Annotated in this window: 16 protein-coding genes; 10 read left to right on the top strand and 6 right to left on the bottom strand. The window is 61.0% G+C overall.

Translation table 11 applies throughout. The features are described 5' to 3' along the window. The first annotated feature begins 187 nt into the window (after window positions 1-187). Window positions 188-1,600: an amino acid permease gene (locus tag KSS91_RS21170; protein WP_126046814.1), complete on the top strand. Its 1,413-nt coding sequence runs from the start codon at window positions 188-190 to the stop codon at window positions 1,598-1,600. Between the two features lie 218 nt (window positions 1,601-1,818). Beyond that, window positions 1,819-2,232 (top strand): alternative ribosome rescue aminoacyl-tRNA hydrolase ArfB, encoded by a 414-nt coding sequence (gene arfB / locus KSS91_RS21165; protein WP_007984117.1) that lies wholly within the window; start codon window positions 1,819-1,821, stop codon window positions 2,230-2,232. Here arfB and KSS91_RS21160 read toward each other — a convergent pair. The 6 genes from KSS91_RS21160 to phhA all read right to left on the bottom strand — a co-directional run bounded on the left by KSS91_RS21160 (window position 2,229) and on the right by phhA (window position 6,636). After that, entirely contained in the window at window positions 2,229-3,428 is a 1,200-nt protein-coding gene (locus KSS91_RS21160; protein WP_116580334.1) for an MFS transporter, read from the bottom strand. The genes arfB and KSS91_RS21160 overlap by 4 nt on opposite strands. A 99-nt stretch (window positions 3,429-3,527) precedes the next feature. Further along, window positions 3,528-3,725 (bottom strand): hypothetical protein, encoded by a 198-nt coding sequence (locus KSS91_RS21155; protein WP_102699463.1) that lies wholly within the window; start codon window positions 3,723-3,725, stop codon window positions 3,528-3,530. A gap of 74 nt (window positions 3,726-3,799) precedes the next feature. After that, window positions 3,800-3,931 carry a hypothetical protein gene (locus KSS91_RS28520; protein ID WP_020796930.1) on the bottom strand — a complete coding sequence of 44 codons (132 nt, stop codon included), beginning with the start codon at window positions 3,929-3,931 and terminating at the stop codon, window positions 3,800-3,802. Window positions 3,932-4,195: 264 nt separating this feature from the next. After that, window positions 4,196-5,389 (bottom strand): amino acid aminotransferase, encoded by a 1,194-nt coding sequence (locus tag KSS91_RS21150; RefSeq protein ID WP_217836017.1) that lies wholly within the window; start codon window positions 5,387-5,389, stop codon window positions 4,196-4,198. Beyond that, window positions 5,389-5,745 carry a 4a-hydroxytetrahydrobiopterin dehydratase gene (locus tag KSS91_RS21145; RefSeq protein WP_007975310.1) on the bottom strand — a complete coding sequence of 119 codons (357 nt, stop codon included), beginning with the start codon at window positions 5,743-5,745 and terminating at the stop codon, window positions 5,389-5,391. Before KSS91_RS21145 ends, KSS91_RS21150 begins: the two co-directional genes overlap by 1 nt. A 105-nt stretch (window positions 5,746-5,850) precedes the next feature. Continuing rightward, window positions 5,851-6,636: a phenylalanine 4-monooxygenase gene (gene phhA / locus KSS91_RS21140; protein WP_095963831.1), complete on the bottom strand. Its 786-nt coding sequence runs from the start codon at window positions 6,634-6,636 to the stop codon at window positions 5,851-5,853. Between the two features lie 384 nt (window positions 6,637-7,020). Between phhA and KSS91_RS21135 the strand changes: the two genes are divergently transcribed. The 8 genes from KSS91_RS21135 to KSS91_RS21100 all read left to right on the top strand — a co-directional run bounded on the left by KSS91_RS21135 (window position 7,021) and on the right by KSS91_RS21100 (window position 17,298). Beyond that, window positions 7,021-8,580, top strand: a complete 1,560-nt coding sequence (locus KSS91_RS21135; protein WP_217836016.1) for a sigma-54-dependent transcriptional regulator — start codon at window positions 7,021-7,023, stop codon at window positions 8,578-8,580. A 318-nt stretch (window positions 8,581-8,898) separates the two neighbouring features. Beyond that, window positions 8,899-9,639: a flagellar basal body rod protein FlgF gene (locus tag KSS91_RS21130; RefSeq protein WP_015096283.1), complete on the top strand. Its 741-nt coding sequence runs from the start codon at window positions 8,899-8,901 to the stop codon at window positions 9,637-9,639. Between the two features lie 45 nt (window positions 9,640-9,684). Next, the gene (gene flgG / locus KSS91_RS21125) at window positions 9,685-10,470 is read left to right on the top strand and encodes a flagellar basal-body rod protein FlgG (protein ID WP_007975316.1); all 786 of its coding nucleotides are present in this window, start codon (window positions 9,685-9,687) and stop codon (window positions 10,468-10,470) included. A 52-nt stretch (window positions 10,471-10,522) separates the two neighbouring features. Then, entirely contained in the window at window positions 10,523-11,218 is a 696-nt protein-coding gene (gene flgH, locus KSS91_RS21120) for a flagellar basal body L-ring protein FlgH (RefSeq protein WP_015096281.1), read from the top strand. 18 nt (window positions 11,219-11,236) lie between these two features. After that, window positions 11,237-12,346, top strand: coding sequence for a flagellar basal body P-ring protein FlgI (locus KSS91_RS21115; RefSeq protein ID WP_217838458.1), 1,110 nt, complete (start codon window positions 11,237-11,239; stop codon window positions 12,344-12,346). A gap of 11 nt (window positions 12,347-12,357) precedes the next feature. Next, window positions 12,358-13,644, top strand: coding sequence for a flagellar assembly peptidoglycan hydrolase FlgJ (gene flgJ, locus KSS91_RS21110; RefSeq protein ID WP_217836015.1), 1,287 nt, complete (start codon window positions 12,358-12,360; stop codon window positions 13,642-13,644). A gap of 23 nt (window positions 13,645-13,667) precedes the next feature. Then, a complete protein-coding gene (gene flgK, locus KSS91_RS21105) occupies window positions 13,668-15,713 on the top strand; it encodes a flagellar hook-associated protein FlgK (protein WP_217836014.1) in 2,046 nt (681 codons plus the stop codon). Window positions 15,714-15,726: 13 nt separating this feature from the next. Continuing rightward, the gene (locus tag KSS91_RS21100) at window positions 15,727-17,298 is read left to right on the top strand and encodes a flagellar hook-associated protein 3 (protein WP_217836013.1); all 1,572 of its coding nucleotides are present in this window, start codon (window positions 15,727-15,729) and stop codon (window positions 17,296-17,298) included. The last annotated feature ends 88 nt before the right edge of the window (window positions 17,299-17,386 follow it).

Raw genomic sequence — 17,386 nt, 5'->3', positions numbered from 1 at the left:
ACTCCGCCGCGTCACGAGCGTGTCGGGTTCGATTTCGTCACAGATAAAAACAAACAGGTGACGCATGACCGTTGTAAATACGCTGAACTCCTGGTGCCTGCGCTGGGGTTTGATCGGTGCCGCTTAACGCCTTTCTTGAGCAGCAACGTCGACTGAACATCATCAAACCTTGCGTGAGACCCTTTTCATGAGTGGACAAAACCCGCAATCAGGCGAGCTGAAACGCGGCCTGAAAAATCGCCACATTCAATTGATTGCCTTAGGTGGTGCGATCGGTACCGGTCTGTTCCTCGGCTCGGCCGGGGTACTCAAGTCCGCCGGCCCGTCGATGATCCTCGGCTATGCCATCTGCGGCTTCATTGCTTTCATGATCATGCGCCAACTGGGCGAAATGATCGTCGAAGATCCGGTGGCCGGCTCCTTCAGCCACTTCGCCCACAAGTACTGGGGCGGCTTTGCCGGTTTCCTGTCGGGCTGGAACTGCTGGATTCTGTACATCCTGGTGGGCATGTCGGAGCTGACCGCGGTCGGCAAGTACATCCACTACTGGGCACCGGACATCCCGACCTGGGTTTCCGCAGCGGGCTTCTTTGTGCTGATCAACGTCATCAACCTGGCCAACGTCAAAGTGTTTGGCGAGGCCGAGTTCTGGTTTGCGATCATCAAGGTCGTGGCGATCGTCGGCATGATTGCCCTGGGCAGCTACCTGCTGGTCAGCGGCAATGGCGGTCCGCAAGCGGCGGTGAGCAACCTGTGGTCCCACGGTGGCTTCTTCCCGAACGGCATTAGCGGTCTGGTGATGGCCATGGCTTTCATCATGTTTTCCTTCGGTGGCCTGGAAATGCTCGGCTTCACCGCTGCAGAAGCCGACAAGCCGAAAACCGTGATCCCGAAAGCGATCAACCAGGTGATCTACCGGATCCTGATTTTCTACATCGGTGCCCTGGTGATCCTGCTGTCGTTGACGCCGTGGGACAGCTTGCTGACCACCCTAAACGCCTCTGGTGATTCCTACAGCGGCAGCCCGTTCGTGCAAGTGTTCTCGATGCTGGGCAGCAACACCGCGGCGCACATCCTCAACTTCGTGGTCCTGACTGCGGCGTTGTCGGTGTACAACAGCGGCACCTACTGCAACAGCCGCATGCTGCTGGGCATGGCCGAACAGGGCGATGCGCCGAAAAGCCTGGCGAAGATCGACAAGCGTGGCGTGCCCGTGCGTTCGATCCTGGCCTCGGCCGCCGTGACCCTGATCGCGGTGCTGCTGAACTACCTGATTCCGCACAGCGCGCTAGAGTTGCTGATGTCGCTGGTGGTGGCCACCCTGGTGATCAACTGGGCGATGATCAGCTACTCGCACTTCAAGTTCCGCCAGCACATGAACAAAACCAAACAGACGCCGCTGTTCAAGGCCCTGTGGTACCCGTACGGCAACTACATCTGCCTGGCGTTCGTGTTGTTCATTCTCGGTGTGATGCTGTTGATTCCGGGGATCCAGACATCGGTGTACGCGATTCCGGTATGGCTCGTGTTCATGTGGGTCTGCTACGGCATCAAGAACAAGCGCAGTGCTCAACATGCGTTGCAGGCGGCAGTGAAGTAACTCTCCGCAGAAGCGACAAACCCGGCCATGCGCCGGGTTTGTTGTTTTCAGGCTCACACAAATCCCCGGTGGGAGCGGGCTTGCTCGCGAATGCGGTGTGTCAGCTAAGTAAATGGTGACTGACACTCCCTCTTCGCGAGCAAGCCCGCTCCCACAAGGACCGCGTCTGCCCAGTCTATTCAAGGTATCCTGCACCTTCTGAATACGGACGCTTTTCCATGCTGGTGATTTCCAACAACGTGCATCTGCCCGATGCCGAGATCGAGTTGACGGCCATTCGCGCCCAGGGCGCGGGCGGGCAGAACGTCAACAAGGTGTCGAGCGCGGTGCACCTGCGCTTCGACATTCCGGCGTCGTCCTTGCCCGAGTTCTACAAGGAGCGGTTGCTGGCGTTGCGCGACAGCCGCATCACCAGCGACGGTGTGCTGATCATCAAGGCCCAACAGTACCGGACGCAGGAGCAGAACCGCGCCGATGCGCTGTTGCGCCTGACCGAGTTGATCCAGAGTGCCACCAAGGTCGAGAAAAAGCGCCGTCCGACCAAGCCAACACTCGGCTCCAAGACTCGTCGTCTCGAATCCAAGAGCAAGCGCGGCAACATCAAGGCCGGGCGCGGCAAGGTCGACTTCTAGCGGGCGTCCCGCGCCTCGCGTTGCTTTGGTGCCTGCCGGTACAAGTAAAGGCTCAGTATCAATCCGCTCAATGCGGCGAGGGCGGCAAACAGGAAGATCGAAGCAAAACCAAAGCCCGCCGCAATGGCCCCGGCCAGCGGCCCGGTGATCCCCAGCGACAAGTCGATGAACAGCGAATAGGCGCCGACGGCTGCGCCACGGCTGGAGGCCGGCACCAGATTCACCGCTTCCACGCCCAGCGCCGGGAACACCAGCGAGAAGCCGAAGCCGCTCAGCGCCGCACCCGCCAGTGCCCAATGCGCATCCGGTGCCAACCACAGCAGCAATAACCCCAGGGTTTCCACCGACAGGCAGGCAATGGCGACGCGAAAGCCGCCGAGACGGTTGATCAGGTTGCCGAACAGCAGGCGCGCGCCGATGAAGCTGGCGCCGAACAGGCTCAGGCACAGCACCGCGTTGTCCCAGTGTTGCGTGGCGTAATACAGGGTAATGAAGGTGGCGATGGTGCCAAAGCCGATGGAGCCCAGGGCCAGGCCACAGCCGTGGGGGAAGACCCGCCCGAGCACATGCATGAACGGCAGGCGCTCGCCGGCAACGATCGGCGCGGCGGTTTTCGGCCAGGCCAGCAGCAGGCCGAGCACGGCCAGCAGCACAATGCTCACGCCCATGCTCCACAAACCCAGTTGATGGACGATCAACACGCCCAAGGGTGCGCCGACGGCCAGTGCGCCGTAGCTGGCGATCCCGTTCCAGGAAATGACCTTGGCCGTGTTCGCCGCGCCGACCCGGCCGATGCCCCAACCAATTGAGCCCGAGCCTACCAGGCTTTCCGCGCTGCCGAGAACCAGGCGGCCGATCAACAGGCTGATCAGGCTCAAGGTCGGGAGGCTCTGGGTCCAGGCCGAGATCAACATGAATACGCCGCTCAGGCCGCAACCGGCCAGGCCATACATCACGGCCAGTTTGCTGCCCTTGTTGTCGATGATCTTCCCGGCATAGGGGCGGCTGAGCAGGGTGGCCAGGTATTGCACGCTGATCACCAGGCCCGCGATCACCGCGCCGAAACCCAGGTCGCTGTGGACGTAACCGGGCAATACGGCCAGGGGAATGCCGATGTTCAGGTAGCCGATAAAGGTGAAAAGGACGATGGAAACGACTTGCAGCGTGACCGCCAGGGGGCGCTGGTTTTCAGGCATGGGTAAAGGTCCACGGTAAAGCAGGATAGATAGGCTGCTTATGATAGCGGTGTGGACGGACGTTGGTTGTGAAAAAGTAAAACTATTTGCCTGGCGGCGTCATTCAGCTTTGACGGGAGCAACCAGTTGCGTAGTGACCAGGGCGGCCAGCGCATTTTCCTGGGTGCCGAAGCGGGCGAGCAGGGCGGCTTGTTTCTCGGGGGAGAGGCGATTCCAAATCTCGATCATTTTCTCGGCGGTGCCAATCAGGACGCTGGCCTGCTTTTCATCAAAGGTTTCGCTGAGTTCATCGGTCATGTTGCGGGTTCTCGCTTCAGGCAGTGTGGAAAGCGCATGGTAGCGCTTTCCACACGGTCTGTACGGCGGGTGTTTCAGTCTTCGCTGTCAGCCTGGCGGCAGTCAGTGGCTTCTTTCGGCTCGGGCTGTTGGGCGCCGGCTTGTTGCGTGGTCGTCTGCTCAGGTACGTGCAGGCTTGGGAAGGGGAGATTAGGAATCTCGTGCATAGTCGCGCTCCTCGCTAAGTCTGTTGATAGATCTGGTAGATCCGCGCTTTAAAAAAGCCTGGGCAGGATACAGCACTGAAAATGACAAACGGACTTTTATATCCATTTGTTTCGACGGATGGGATTGTCTAGACATGACTGGAAGAGCGACACAAAACAAATGTGGGAGCGAGCTTGCTCGCGATAGCGGCCTGACAGTCAACAGAGATGTTGAATGTTATGGCCTCATCGCGAGGAAGCTCGCTCCCACAGGGTTTGGTGGTGTTATTTGCAGACTGCGGCAATCGCCTCGGCCAACAGATCCAGGCGCGTGGCATCGATGCCTGCAACGTTGGCTCGGCCGGAGTTGACCATGTACACGCTGTGATGATCCCGCAGGTTCTTCACTTGTTCTGGCGACAGGCCTGTGTAGGAAAACATCCCGCGTTGCACGCCAATGTGCGCAAACCGCTCGCGCAAACCGTGAGGCTCCAGTGCTTCCACCAGACCGCTGCGCAGTTGGGCGATACGCAAGCGCATGCCTTCCACCTCGTCAGCCCAGAGGTTTTTCAACTCCGGGTCGCCGAGGATGGTCGCGACCACGGCCGCACCGTGATCCGGCGGTGTCGACCACAGGTTGCGGGCGATGTTGGCCAGCTGGCTGCGGATATCGGTGAGCTTGTCCGCGGTTTTCGCACAGACAATCAGCGCGCCGGTGCGGTCGCGGTACAGGCCGAAATTCTTCGAGCAAGAGCTGGTGATCAGCAGTTCCGGCAACTCGGCAGCGAACAGCCGGGTCGACCAGGCATCCTGCTCCAGGCCATCGCCAAAGCCCTGGTAGGCAAAGTCGATCAGTGGCAGCAGTTCGCGCTTGCGTACGACCTCCAGCACCCGCTGCCAGTCATCCTGGGACAGGTCGAAACCGGTCGGGTTGTGGCAGCAGGCATGCAGCAACACCACGTCACCCTTGGGCGCTTCGTTGAGCACTGCCAGCATGCCGTCGACATCCAGTCGGTTGTCGCTGCCGACGTAGGGGTAATGGCTGACCTTGACCTTGGCGGCCGCGAAAATGCTTTCGTGGATCGGCCAGGTCGGGTTGCTCAACCAGACGCCGCGCCCTGGCAGGCACTGGGCGATGAAGTCAGCGCTCAGGCGCAAGGCCCCGGTGCCGCCCGGAGTCTGGGTGGCGCCGGCGCGTTGTGCGCTGATCAGCTTCGAGTCGGCGCCCAGCACCAGCTCATTGATCGCTTTGCCGAACGCCGGTTCGCCATGACCACCGATGTAGGTCTTGGTGGACTGGCGATCCACCAGGCGCTGCTCGGCAAGCTTCACCGACGCGAGAATCGGCGTCAGGCCCTGGGCGTCCTTGTAGACGCCCACGCCCAAGTCGAACTTGCGCGGGTTCGGGTCCTGCGCGTAGGCCTCCATCAGGCCCAGAATCGGGTCGCCAGGCACTCGACCGATGGCGTCGAAGTGCATTACTTGCGCCCCTCGGCGTCCTTCGCTACTTCGTCAGTGCGCGCGGCCATGATGAAGTCGTTGCGGTGCAGGCCCTTGATCGAGTGGCTCCACCAGGTCACGGTCACTTTGCCCCACTCGGTCAGCAGGCCCGGGTGATGGCCTTCAGCCTCGGAGATTTCACCGACGGCGTTGGTGAAGGCCAGTGCATGTTTGAAGTTCTTGAACAGGAAGACCTTTTCCAGCTGCATGATGCTGTCGCGTACTTCGATGTTCCAGTCCGGGATCTGCTTGATCAGGATCGGCAGTTCTTCGTCGCTGACTTGTGGGGCGTCGGCGCGGCAGGCTTCGCAATGGGCTTGGTTCAAGGTGGACATGGTGTGTTTCCTGTAATCGAGTGTTTTTATATCGGTCGACAGTGCCGTCACGCTAAACCAAAGCGACGGTGACTGACAGACTCACTTGTCAGCAAAAGTCGCGGTTCACGCGGCCTTTGGGGGAAATTTCGGCGTGTGCAGACCCATCTGCATCGCTTGCTTGACCATGCCCATGATGTCTTCGTGGGCCAAGTCGAACAGGCGCTTGAGGTTCGGCAGAACGAAATACAGGGGCTGCAGGATGTCGATGCGGTAAGGCGTGCGCATGCATTCCAGCGGGTCGAAGGCTTGGTGTTCAGGCTCGTTCGACAGGCTGTAGACGGTCTCTTTCGGTGAGGACAGGATGCCGCCGCCGTAGATGCGCTGGCCTTGCGGGGTGTCGAGCAGGCCGAACTCGATGGTCATCCAGTACAGGCGCGCCAGGTACACGCGTTCTTCCTTGGACGCCTTGAGGCCGAGCTTGCCGTAGGTGTGGGTGAATTCAGCGAACCAGGGGTTGGTCAGCAGCGGGCAGTGGCCGAAGATCTCGTGGAAAATGTCCGGCTCTTGCAGGTAGTCCAGTTCTTCGCGGGTACGAATAAAGGTCGCCACCGGAAACTGCTTGCTGGCCAGCAATTCGAAAAAGGTCTGGAAGGGAATCAATGCGGGAACCCGGGCAACCTGCCAGCCGGTGGTTTCACCGAGGACCTTGTTGATTTCACCGAGTTGAGGAATGCGGTCGTGGGGCAGACCGAGTTTTTCGATACCGTCCAGGTACTCCTGGCACGCACGCCCTTCGATCACTTTCAGTTGGCGAGTGATCAGCGTGTTCCACACCGCGTGTTCTTCGGCGGGGTAGTCGATAAAACCTTGCGCATCGGGCTCGCGAGCCACGTATTGCGTCTGCTTCATGCTGCTCTCCTGCTAGGGGATTTCGTTCTTGTTATGTACTGCTATGGACCTAGAAATACCCCAAGGATTGCACTGTTGCAGCAGGTGATCGGCGTCTCGGGCAGGAAAAACCCTCAATAATCGTAAAGTTTTCGTTACGTTATGGTGGTTGGCGCGTAGCTATTGAGATTTGCAGGTATGAAAAACGCTTTGTCTGTCACATAATCTTGACGACTTTCTGAGCTCCTCGGCAGAAAAATATGCCCGAAGGCGCTGCAATACCCTTGTGGGAGCGAGCTTGCTCGCGATGAGGGTGTGTCAGAAGAGATTAATTTGCATGACCCACCGCTATCGCGAGCAAGCTCGCTCCCACAGGTTCAATCACTGCTTTTTCAGGCCTTTTTCATGCGTATCAAAGTCCACTGCCAGAACCGCATCGGCATCCTGCGCGACATTCTCAACCTGCTGGTGGAGTACGGGATCAACGTGGCCCGCGGTGAGGTGGGGGGTGAGCATGGCAACGCCATCTACCTGCATTGCCCGAACCTGATCAACATTCAGTTCCAGGCCTTGCGTCCGAAATTCGAAGCGATTGCCGGGGTCTTCGGCGTCAAGCGTGTAGGGCTGATGCCCAGCGAGCGTCGGCACATGGAACTCAATGCCCTGCTCGGTGCGCTGGAGTTTCCGGTGCTGTCGATCGACATGGGTGGTTCCATCGTTGCGGCCAACCGGGCAGCGGCGCAGTTGCTGGGGGTGCGGGTCGACGAGGTGCCGGGTATTCCCTTGTCGCGCTACGCCGAAGATTTCGATTTGCCGGAACTGGTGCGTGCCAACAAATCGCGAATCAACGGGCTGCGGGTCAAGGTCAAGGGTGACGTGTTCCTGGCCGACATCGCGCCGTTGCAGTCGGAGCACGACGACAGCGAGGCCATGGCCGGTGCCGTGCTGACGCTGCACCGCGCCGACCGGGTGGGAGAGCGCATCTATAACGTGCGCAAGCAGGAATTGCGTGGCTTCGACAGCATCTTCCAGAGCTCGAAAGTGATGGCTGCGGTGGTGCGCGAAGCGCGGCGCATGGCGCCGCTGGATGCGCCGCTATTGATAGAGGGCGAAACCGGCACCGGCAAAGAGTTGCTGGCGCGGGCCTGCCATCTGGCCAGTCCGCGTGGGCAGTCGCCGTTGATGGCGCTCAATTGTGCCGGGCTGCCGGAGTCCATGGCCGAGACGGAACTGTTCGGTTATGGTCCCGGTGCCTTTGAAGGGGCGCGGGCCGAAGGCAAGCTCGGGCTGCTGGAGCTGACGGCGGGCGGTACGCTGTTTCTCGATGGCGTCGGGGAAATGAGCCCGCGCTTGCAGGTGAAATTGCTGCGCTTTTTGCAGGACGGCTGCTTCCGTCGTGTGGGCAGCGACGAGGAGGTCTACCTCGACGTGCGAGTGATCTGCGCGACCCAGGTCGACCTGTCCGAACTGTGCGCGCGCGGCGAGTTCCGCCAGGACCTCTATCACCGCTTGAATGTGTTGTCCCTGCACATCCCGCCGCTGCGCGAATGCCTCGACGGTTTGACGCCGCTGGTGGAGCACTTCCTTGATCAGGCCAGTCGGCAGATCGGTTGCCCGTTGCCCAAACTCGCCCCGGCGGCCATGGAGCGGCTCAGCCACTACCATTGGCCGGGCAACGTGCGGCAACTGGAGAACGTGCTGTTCCAGGCGGTTTCCCTGTGCGATGGCGGCACGGTCAAGGCCGAGCATATTCGCCTGCCGGATTATGGCGTGCGTCAGCCCCTTGGCGATTTTTCGCTGGAGGGCGGGCTGGACGAGATTGTCGGGCGTTTCGAGAAGGCGGTGCTGGAACGGTTGTATTCCGAGCATCCGAGCAGTCGGCAGCTGGGCAAGCGGTTGGGGGTTTCGCATACCACCATTGCCAACAAGTTGCGTGAGTATGAGGTGGGCAAGACCGAGACCTGACTTAAGCTCGCTGTGTTTGTGCCGGCCTCTTCGCGGGCAAGCCCGCTCCCACTGGTTTGGTGAACGCCACAGATCACTGTGGGAACGGGCTTGCCCGCGAAGGCGACAGATCAGTCACTCAAGAGGCCGGCACTTGCCACCCACCGGCATGACACCGCCGGTTTTTCGTCTTTGACACAAATCACCAATCCCCTCTGATCTCCTCAAGTCCCCTGTTTGCCGGCCCCCGCGCCGCCAAAAACAAGTTGGTCTGCAAATTGCTTATGGCTCAGCAACACAGCAGTGGGCGGCAAACGTCCGGCAGGCAGAGGATAGAGTGTGGACAAGTACCTTTATGTGGCAATGACCGGCGCCAGCCAGAATGCACTGGCGCAAAAGGCGCATGCCAACAACCTCGCGAACATCTCCACCAACGGCTTCCAGAAAGACCTGGAGCAGGCCCGTTCGATGCCGGTGTTTGGTGACAGCTTTCCGGCGCGTGCGTTTGCCATGTCCGAACGCCCGGCCACGGATTTCTCCCCGGGTTCACTGGTGGAAACCGGCCGGGACCTGGACGTTGCCGTGCAGGGCGGCGGCTGGATTGCCGTACAGAATCCCGATGGTGGTGAAAGCTACGTGCGCACCGGCAGCCTGAATGTTGACGCCCTGGGCGTTCTGCGTGCCGGCAACGGTATGCCGGTCATGGGCAATGGCGGGCCGATTGCCGTGCCGCCGGAGCAGCAGATCGAAGTCGGCGAGGACGGCACCATCAGCATCCGCGCGATGGGCGAAGGTCCGCGGGTGATGGCTGAAGTGGACCGCATCAAGCTGGTCAACCCGGACCTGAAGAACATGACCAAAGGCCTGGATGGTTCGATCCACACCAAGGACGGCAAGCCGGCGCAGGCCGATGCCGACGTCAAGCTGGTGTCCGGGTTCCTTGAGTCGAGCAACGTCAATGCCGTGGAAGAGATGACCTCGGTACTGGCCTTGTCCAAGCAGTTCGAGCTGCACATCAAGATGATGAACACCGCCAAAGACGATGACCAGGCCATGGCTCGGGTCTTGCAGATCAGCTAATTACCAGAACGTCGCGCCGTAAAACAGGCGCACGAGGAGAATCGAATGCTTCCGGCTCTATGGGTTGCCAAAACAGGTCTGTCCGCCCAGGACACCAACCTGACCACCATTTCCAACAACCTGGCGAACGTGTCGACCACGGGTTTCAAACGTGATCGCGCCGAGTTCCAGGACCTGCTTTACCAGATCAAGCGTCAGCCAGGCGCCCAGTCGACCCAGGACAGCGAACTGCCGTCGGGTCTGCAACTGGGTACCGGTGTGCGCATCGTCGGCACCCAGAAGAACTTCACCGCCGGCAGCCTGCAAACCACCGAGCAGCCACTGGACATGGCCATCGACGGTCGCGGTTTCTTCCAGATCCTGCAACCGGACGGCACCACGTCCTACACCCGTGACGGTACCTTCCACCTGGACTCCAACGGCCAGATCGTCAACGCCAGCGGCTTTGCCCTGGAGCCGGCGATTGTCATTCCGAACGACGCGCAGACCTTCACCGTCGGCCGCGACGGCACCGTGTCCATCACGGTTGCCGGCAACCCGGCTGCCCAGGTGATCGGCAACCTGCAGACCGCCGACTTCATCAACCCGGCCGGCCTGCAGGCAGTGGGCAACAACCTGTTCCTGGAAACCGCCGCCAGTGGTGCGCCGCAAGTCGGCACACCGGGCCTGAACGGTTTCGGCACCACGCTGCAGAACACCCTGGAAACGTCCAACGTCAGCACCGTTGAGGAGATGGTCAACATGATCACCACCCAGCGCGCCTACGAGATGAACTCCAAGGTGATCTCCACCGCCGACCAGATGCTCTCGTTCGTAACGCAGAACCTGTAATCAAGTCTATGGGGCGGCCATGAGGCTGCCTGCAACACCGTGAGGTAGGGTCATGAATCGCTATGTATCTGTTCTGGCACTGAGTGGGATCGCCGCGCTCGCAGGCTGCGTGCCTGCGACGCCCAAGCCCAATGACCCTTACTACGCCCCGGTGTTGCCGCGCACGCCGTTGCCGGCGGCCGCCAACAACGGCTCGATCTATCAGGCCGGTTTCGAACAGAACCTCTACAGCGACCGCAAGGCGTTCCGGGTCGGTGACGTCATCACCATCACCCTGAACGAAAGGACCCAGGCCAGCAAAAACGCCAACTCGCAAATCGGCAAGAACAGCAAGGCCAACATCGGCCTGAGTTCGCTGTTCGGCAGCAGCGCCACCACCAACAACCCGTTCGGCGATGGTGACCTGAGCCTGAGTGCCAGCTACGAAGGTGACCGCGCGACCAAGGGTGACAGCAAGGCGGCGCAGGGCAACACCCTGACCGGCTCGATCACCGTGACCGTTGCCGATGTGTTGCCCAACGGCATCATCGCGGTGCGCGGCGAGAAGTGGATGACCCTCAATACCGGCGATGAGCTGGTGCGGATTGCCGGCCTGGTTCGCGCCGATGACATCTCGACCGACAACACCGTGTCGTCGACCCGTGTCGCCGATGCGCGCATTACCTACTCGGGCACCGGCTCGTTTGCCGATGCGAGTCAGCCAGGCTGGTTCGACCGTTTCTTCCTCAGCCCGCTGTTCCCTTTCTAGGTGGCTTTCCAGTTGAGCATGTTGAACTTCAAACACCTTATGGTGGCCGCCCTGATGCTGTCGGCAGCCTTCAATGCTCAAGCCGAGCGCCTCAAGGACATCGCCAGCATTTCCGGCGTGCGTTCCAACCAGTTGATCGGCTACGGCCTGGTGGTCGGGCTTAACGGCACCGGCGACCAGACGACGCAGACCCCGTTCACCCTGCAGACCTTCAACAACATGCTTTCGCAGTTCGGCATCAAGGTGCCGCCGGGTTCGGGCAACGTGCAGTTGAAGAACGTGGCGGCCGTGTCGATCAGCGCCGATCTGCCGGCGTTTGCCAAGCCGGGTCAGCAGGTCGACATCACTGTTTCCTCCATCGGCAACTCCAAGAGCTTGCGCGGCGGCACCTTGCTGCTGACGCCACTCAAGGGGATCGACGGCAACGTCTATGCGGTGGCCCAGGGCAACCTGGTGGTCGGCGGTTTCGATGCGGAAGGGCGCGACGGCTCGAAGATCACCGTCAACGTTCCGTCGGCCGGGCGCATCCCCGGTGGTGCATCGGTGGAGCGCGCGGTGCCGAGCGGTTTCAACCAGGGCAACAGCCTGACGCTGAACCTCAACCGTTCCGACTTCACCACCGCCAAGCGCATCGTCGACAAGATCAACAACATGCTCGGCCCTGGCGTGGCCCAGGCCATCGACGGCGGTTCGATTCGCGTCACCGCGCCGCTCGATCCAAGCCAGCGGGTCGACTACCTGTCGATCCTGGAAAACCTCGAGATCGATCCGGGCCAGGCGGTGGCGAAAGTCATCATCAACTCCCGTACCGGCACCATCGTGATCGGCCAGAACGTCAAGGTTTCTCCGGCCGCCGTGACCCATGGCAGCCTGACCGTGACCATCACCGAAGACCCGATCGTCAGCCAGCCCGGCCCTCTGTCCAACGGCACGACGGCGGTGGTGCCGCGTTCGACGGTCAATGCCCAGCAGGAAGCCAAGCCGATGTTCAAGTTCGGCCCTGGCACCACCCTCGACGAGATCGTGCGGGCGGTGAACCAGGTCGGCGCGGCACCGGGTGACCTGATGGCCATCCTTGAAGCGCTGAAGCAGGCCGGTGCCCTGCAAGCCGACCTGATCGTGATCTGAGGACGGCCATCGTGGATATGCGCAAGAGCGGTCTGGTCAGCAGCAGCGATTCGGGTTCCTACTCGGACCTCAATCGTCTGAATCAGCTCAAGGTCGGCGACAAGAACAGCGACGACAACATGCGCAAGGTGGCGCAGGAGTTCGAGTCGCTGTTCCTCGGGGAAATGCTCAAGTCCATGCGTTCGGCCACTGAAGCGCTGGGCCAGGACAATCCGATGAACACCCCGGCAGCCAAGCAATATCAGGAAATGTACGACCAGCAACTGGCCGTTTCCATGTCCCGCGAGGGCGGTGGTATCGGCCTGGCTGACGTGCTGATGCGCCAGATGTCGAAGAACAAACCGCTGGCGCCGGGTGAAGCCGCCGCAGCGTCTCTGGCCAAGCAAGAGGCCGCGAAAGCCGCCGTGCAAACACCGGTGGCGGCCGGCACGGTGGCTATCAACGGACCGCTGTCGCGGGTCAATGGGCAGCGTCCGTTGTGGGCTTCGCGCTCGGTCCATGCGCCGCAGGAGGCGGGTGAGGGTGGTCATCGCAATGACATGGCGCTGATCAATCAGCGACGCCTGGCATTGCCGCCGAAGCTGGCTGATCGTCTATTGGCCGGGCTGGTGCCTTCAGCGACGCCCGCGGCCACGACGATCAACAAGACCCCGTTGCCTGAGCGCGCGACAAGCACCGGCACGGGACCGCTGTACAACGGCGACTGGCTGGCGACTGCGCAGCAATCCTCCTCTGGCGGCATGCAGATCTACGGTCGCGCCATGGCGCAGATTCCGCTGGCGCCAGCGAAGAAAGCCTTCGGTTCCGCTGACCAGTTCGTCAACACCATGTTGCCGATGGCCAGGGAAGCGGCGGCCCGCATTGGTGTCGATCCGCGTTACCTGGTGGCCCAGGCGGCCCTGGAAACCGGCTGGGGCAAGTCGGTCATGCGTGCTCAGGACGGCAGCAGCAGCCACAACCTGTTCGGCATCAAGGCCGGCAACAGTTGGCAGGGTAATTCGGCGCGGGCGATCACCAGCGAATTCCGAAACGGGCAGATGGTCAAGGAGACGGCCGAGTTCCGTTCCTACGACTCCTACAAGGACAGTTTCCATGACCTTGTGACTTTGTTGCAGACCAATAATCGCTATCAAGATGTCGTGAAGTCGGCCGATAACCCAGAACAGTTTGTACGCGAGTTGCAGAAGGCCGGTTACGCAACCGACCCGGACTACGCGAGCAAGATTTCGCAGATAGCCAAGCAGATGACGAGTTACCAGAACTACGCTGCGGCGGGCGTTTCCACCACGCCTTTATAGGCACAAGGTATAAGGTCTGAAACATGAGTTTGCTCAATATCGGGATGTCGGGGCTGAATGCTGGCCATAACTCGTTGGTGACGACGGGTAACAACATTGCCAACGTCGACACCGCCGGGTACTCGCGCCAGCAAACTGTGCAGGGCACCAAAGGCTCGATTCAGTACGGCAACGTGTTCATCGGTACCGGCACGACGCTGGCCGATGTGCGCCGCGTGTACAACTCCTATCTCGATTCTCAGCTGCGTACCGCCACCTCGCTCGACAGTGAAGCGGCGTCGTACAACGCTCAGGCCACTCCGCTGGACGCCACGCTTTCCGATACCAACACCGGGCTGACCGGTGTGCTGCAAAAGTTCTTCACCTCGATGCAGGGCGTTTCGACTTCGGCCACCGACGACACGTCCCGCCAGTCGGTGCTGACCGGTGCGCAGGCCCTGTCCGCCCGCTTCAATTCGATTGCCAAGCAGTTGAACGACCAGAACACCAACCTGAACGGCAGCCTGGGCGACATGGCGGATCAGGTGAACAAGCTGTCCACCAAGATTGCCACGCTCAATCAGAAGATTTCCGAACTCTCCACCGGCACCAACCAGCCCAACGACCTGCTCGATTCGCGCAACGAAGCCGTGCGTCAACTGTCCGAGCTGGTCGGTACCCAGGTGGTCGAGCGTGGCAACAGCTACGACGTCTACATCGGCAGCGGTCAGCCACTGGTGGTCGGCAACACTACCAACACCCTGCAAACCGTGCCGGGCAAGGATGACCCATCGCGCATGGCGTTGCAGCTCAACCGTGGCTCCAGCACCATCGACGTGACTTCGGTGGTCAGCGGCGGTGAAATCGGTGGCCTGCTGACCTACCGCAAGGAAGTGCTCGACCCGTCGCTCAATGAACTGGGGCGCGTTGCACTGGTGGTGGCGGACCAGATCAATCGTCAGCAGGCGCAGGGCATCGACAAGAACGGTGATTTCGGCGCGGCGATCTTCAGCAACATCAACAGTGCCGCGCTGATCAGTCAGCGCAGCATTGCGGCGGCGGGCAACAGTGCCGGCTCCGGCAACCTGGATGTCACCATCAAGGACACCGGCAAGCTGACCACCAGCGACTATCAGGTGACGTTCACCAGCGCGACCAACTACACCGTCAAGCGCTCGGACGGCACCGACATGGGCGCGTTCAGCACCACCACGACTCCGGCTCCGGTGATCGACGGCTTCAGCCTGAACCTGAACGGCGGTGCGCTGAGCGCCGGCGATTCGTTCAAGGTGACACCGACCCGCGGCGCGGCGGCCGGTATCCAGACCGTGCTCACCGACCCGAAAAAAATCGCGGCCGCAGCCCCCCTGACCGGCGTGACCAGTGCCAACAACACCGGCACCTACACCCAGCCGACGCTGACCAGCACCCTCGATATCTACAACCCGGCGGCCCAGGCGGAAATGCAGACCGCGCTCAAGTACTCGACACCGGTCAAGCTGGTGTTCGGGGCAGCCAGCGGCGGTAGCCAGACCTACAACATGGTCGATGCCAAGGGTAACTCGATCGGCGCCGGCACCATTGTTCCCGGCCAGAGCAACACCTTGAACCTGAAAGTGGGCATGGTCGATGCCAGTGGTGCTCCGGTCATGGACACCAGTGTCACGCCGGCCGTGCAGAAGACCTTCACCGTGCAGACCACGGTCGGTGCCACGCCGGCCAGCGGTGAAAGTTTCACCATCAACCTGACTGGCGCGGCGTCTTCGGACAACCGCAACGCCCAGGCGCTGGTCGGATTGCAAACCAGACAGACGGTAGACACCGGCACGGCGAGCAAGGGCATCAGCCTGACCGACGCCTACAACAAGCTGGTCACCAACGTCGGCGCCAAGGCAGCCCAGGGCAAGTCCGACAGCGAAGCCACCACGGCGATCCTGGCCAATGCCAAAGGGGCGCGGGATTCGAATTCCGGGGTAGACCTGGACGAAGAGACCGGCAACCTGGTCAAGTACCAGCAGTACTACACCGCGTCTTCGCAGATCATCAAGGCTGCGCAGGAAATTTTCACCACGCTGATCAACAGCCTTTAAGGAGTCGTAATTCATGCGCATTTCCACCGCCCAGTATTACGAAATCACCGCTGCCAATTACCAGCGCAACTTCAACAAGGCCATCGCGACCAGCAATGAAGCCAGCAGCCTGACCCGTATCAATACCGCTGCCGATGATCCGATCGGCGCCGGTCGTTTGCTGCAACTGGGCCAGCAGAGCGCGATGCTTGATCAGTACGGCACCAACATCGGCAGCACCAAGAATGCATTGAGCCTGCAGGAAACGACGCTCAACGCCATCGGTACTGCTTTGCAGCGCGCCAAGGAATTGGCCCTCGCCGCCAGCAACGGCATTGCCACCGACGCGGACCGCAAGGCCTATGCGTCGGAACTGGGGCAGATCCAGCAACAAGTGCTGGGCCTGATGAACTCCAAGGATTCGAGTGGCAACTACCTGTTCTCCGGTTCGAAAACCGACACCGCGCCTTACTCGCAGAACTCGGACGGCACCTACACCTACAACGGTGACCAGACCAGCGTCGACCTCGGCATCGGCGATGGCATGACGGTGGCGACCAACACCACCGGTTGGGATGCGTTCCAGCAGACCATCAACACCAGCCGTACCAAGGCGACCCTGACCGCTCCGGCGGTGGATGATGGTCGCGTGGTGTTGTCCAACGGGACGGTCGGCGCCAGCTCTACCTACAACGCCAAGTTCACGGGCGGCCAGCCCTACACCGTCAGTTTCCTCAGCAGCACCCAGTTGAAGATCACCGACTCGCTGGGCAACGACGTGACCACCGAAGCCAGCCAGAACGGCGTCATCAGCAACGCCAATGGTGCCAACCAGACGGTCAGTTTCCGTGGCGTCGACCTGAAACTGAACATCAACCTCAAAACCGGCGATACCAACCCGGATGCGGTGATCGCCGGTCACAGTTTCAACCTGTCTTCCTCGTCGGACACCTTCAACACGTCGCGCAGCGCCGGGAACCCGTCGACCGCGGTCATCACCGGCTCCAGCGTGACGGACCCGACGGCGTACACCAATGCGTTCCCGTCGGGCGGGGCGATCCTCAAGTTCACCAGCGCCACCGCTTTCGACCTGTATGCGGCGCCGATCACCGCCGACAGCAAGCCGGTATCGTCGGGCACCGTATCCGGCGGCAACGCGACTGCGGCGGGCGTGACCTTTGCCTTGGGCGGCGGCGTCCCGGCGTCCGGCGATCAGTTCGTGATTCAATCCAATAATCATCAGACCCAGAACGTGCTCGACACCCTGGGCCAGATGATCACCGCACTGAATACGCCAATCGACGGCGACCCGGTGGCCAAGCAGAAGTTTCTCGGCGCCATGGAGTCGGGAATGGGCAACATCGACAGTGCGGCCAACCAGATCGGCTCGGCCATCACCTCGATTGGTGCCCGTGGTCAGGCGCTGGATAACCAGACCGCGACCAACGAAAGCCTGACCCTTGCGAACACCGCGAGCCAGTCGTCGATTCGCGATTCGGACCCGGCTGAAGTCATGACCCGCCTGACCTTGCAGCAGACCATGTTGCAGGCTGCACAGCTGGCATTCAGCAAGATTTCCCAGCTGGGCCTGTTCAACAAGATCTGACGGTGGTCGGGCGCGCAGGTGCCCGCTTGCCTTGCCCCTTGAGCATTTATCGTCTTTTTTGCGGTAACAAAGGGCTCGCTTTTCAGGG

Source organism: Pseudomonas azerbaijanorientalis (genome assembly GCF_019139795.1).
Classification (GTDB): domain Bacteria; phylum Pseudomonadota; class Gammaproteobacteria; order Pseudomonadales; family Pseudomonadaceae; genus Aquipseudomonas; species Aquipseudomonas laurylsulfatiphila.
The sequence above is the reverse complement of the archived record's forward strand: the minus strand, read 5'-3'. Positions and strand labels throughout refer to the sequence as shown.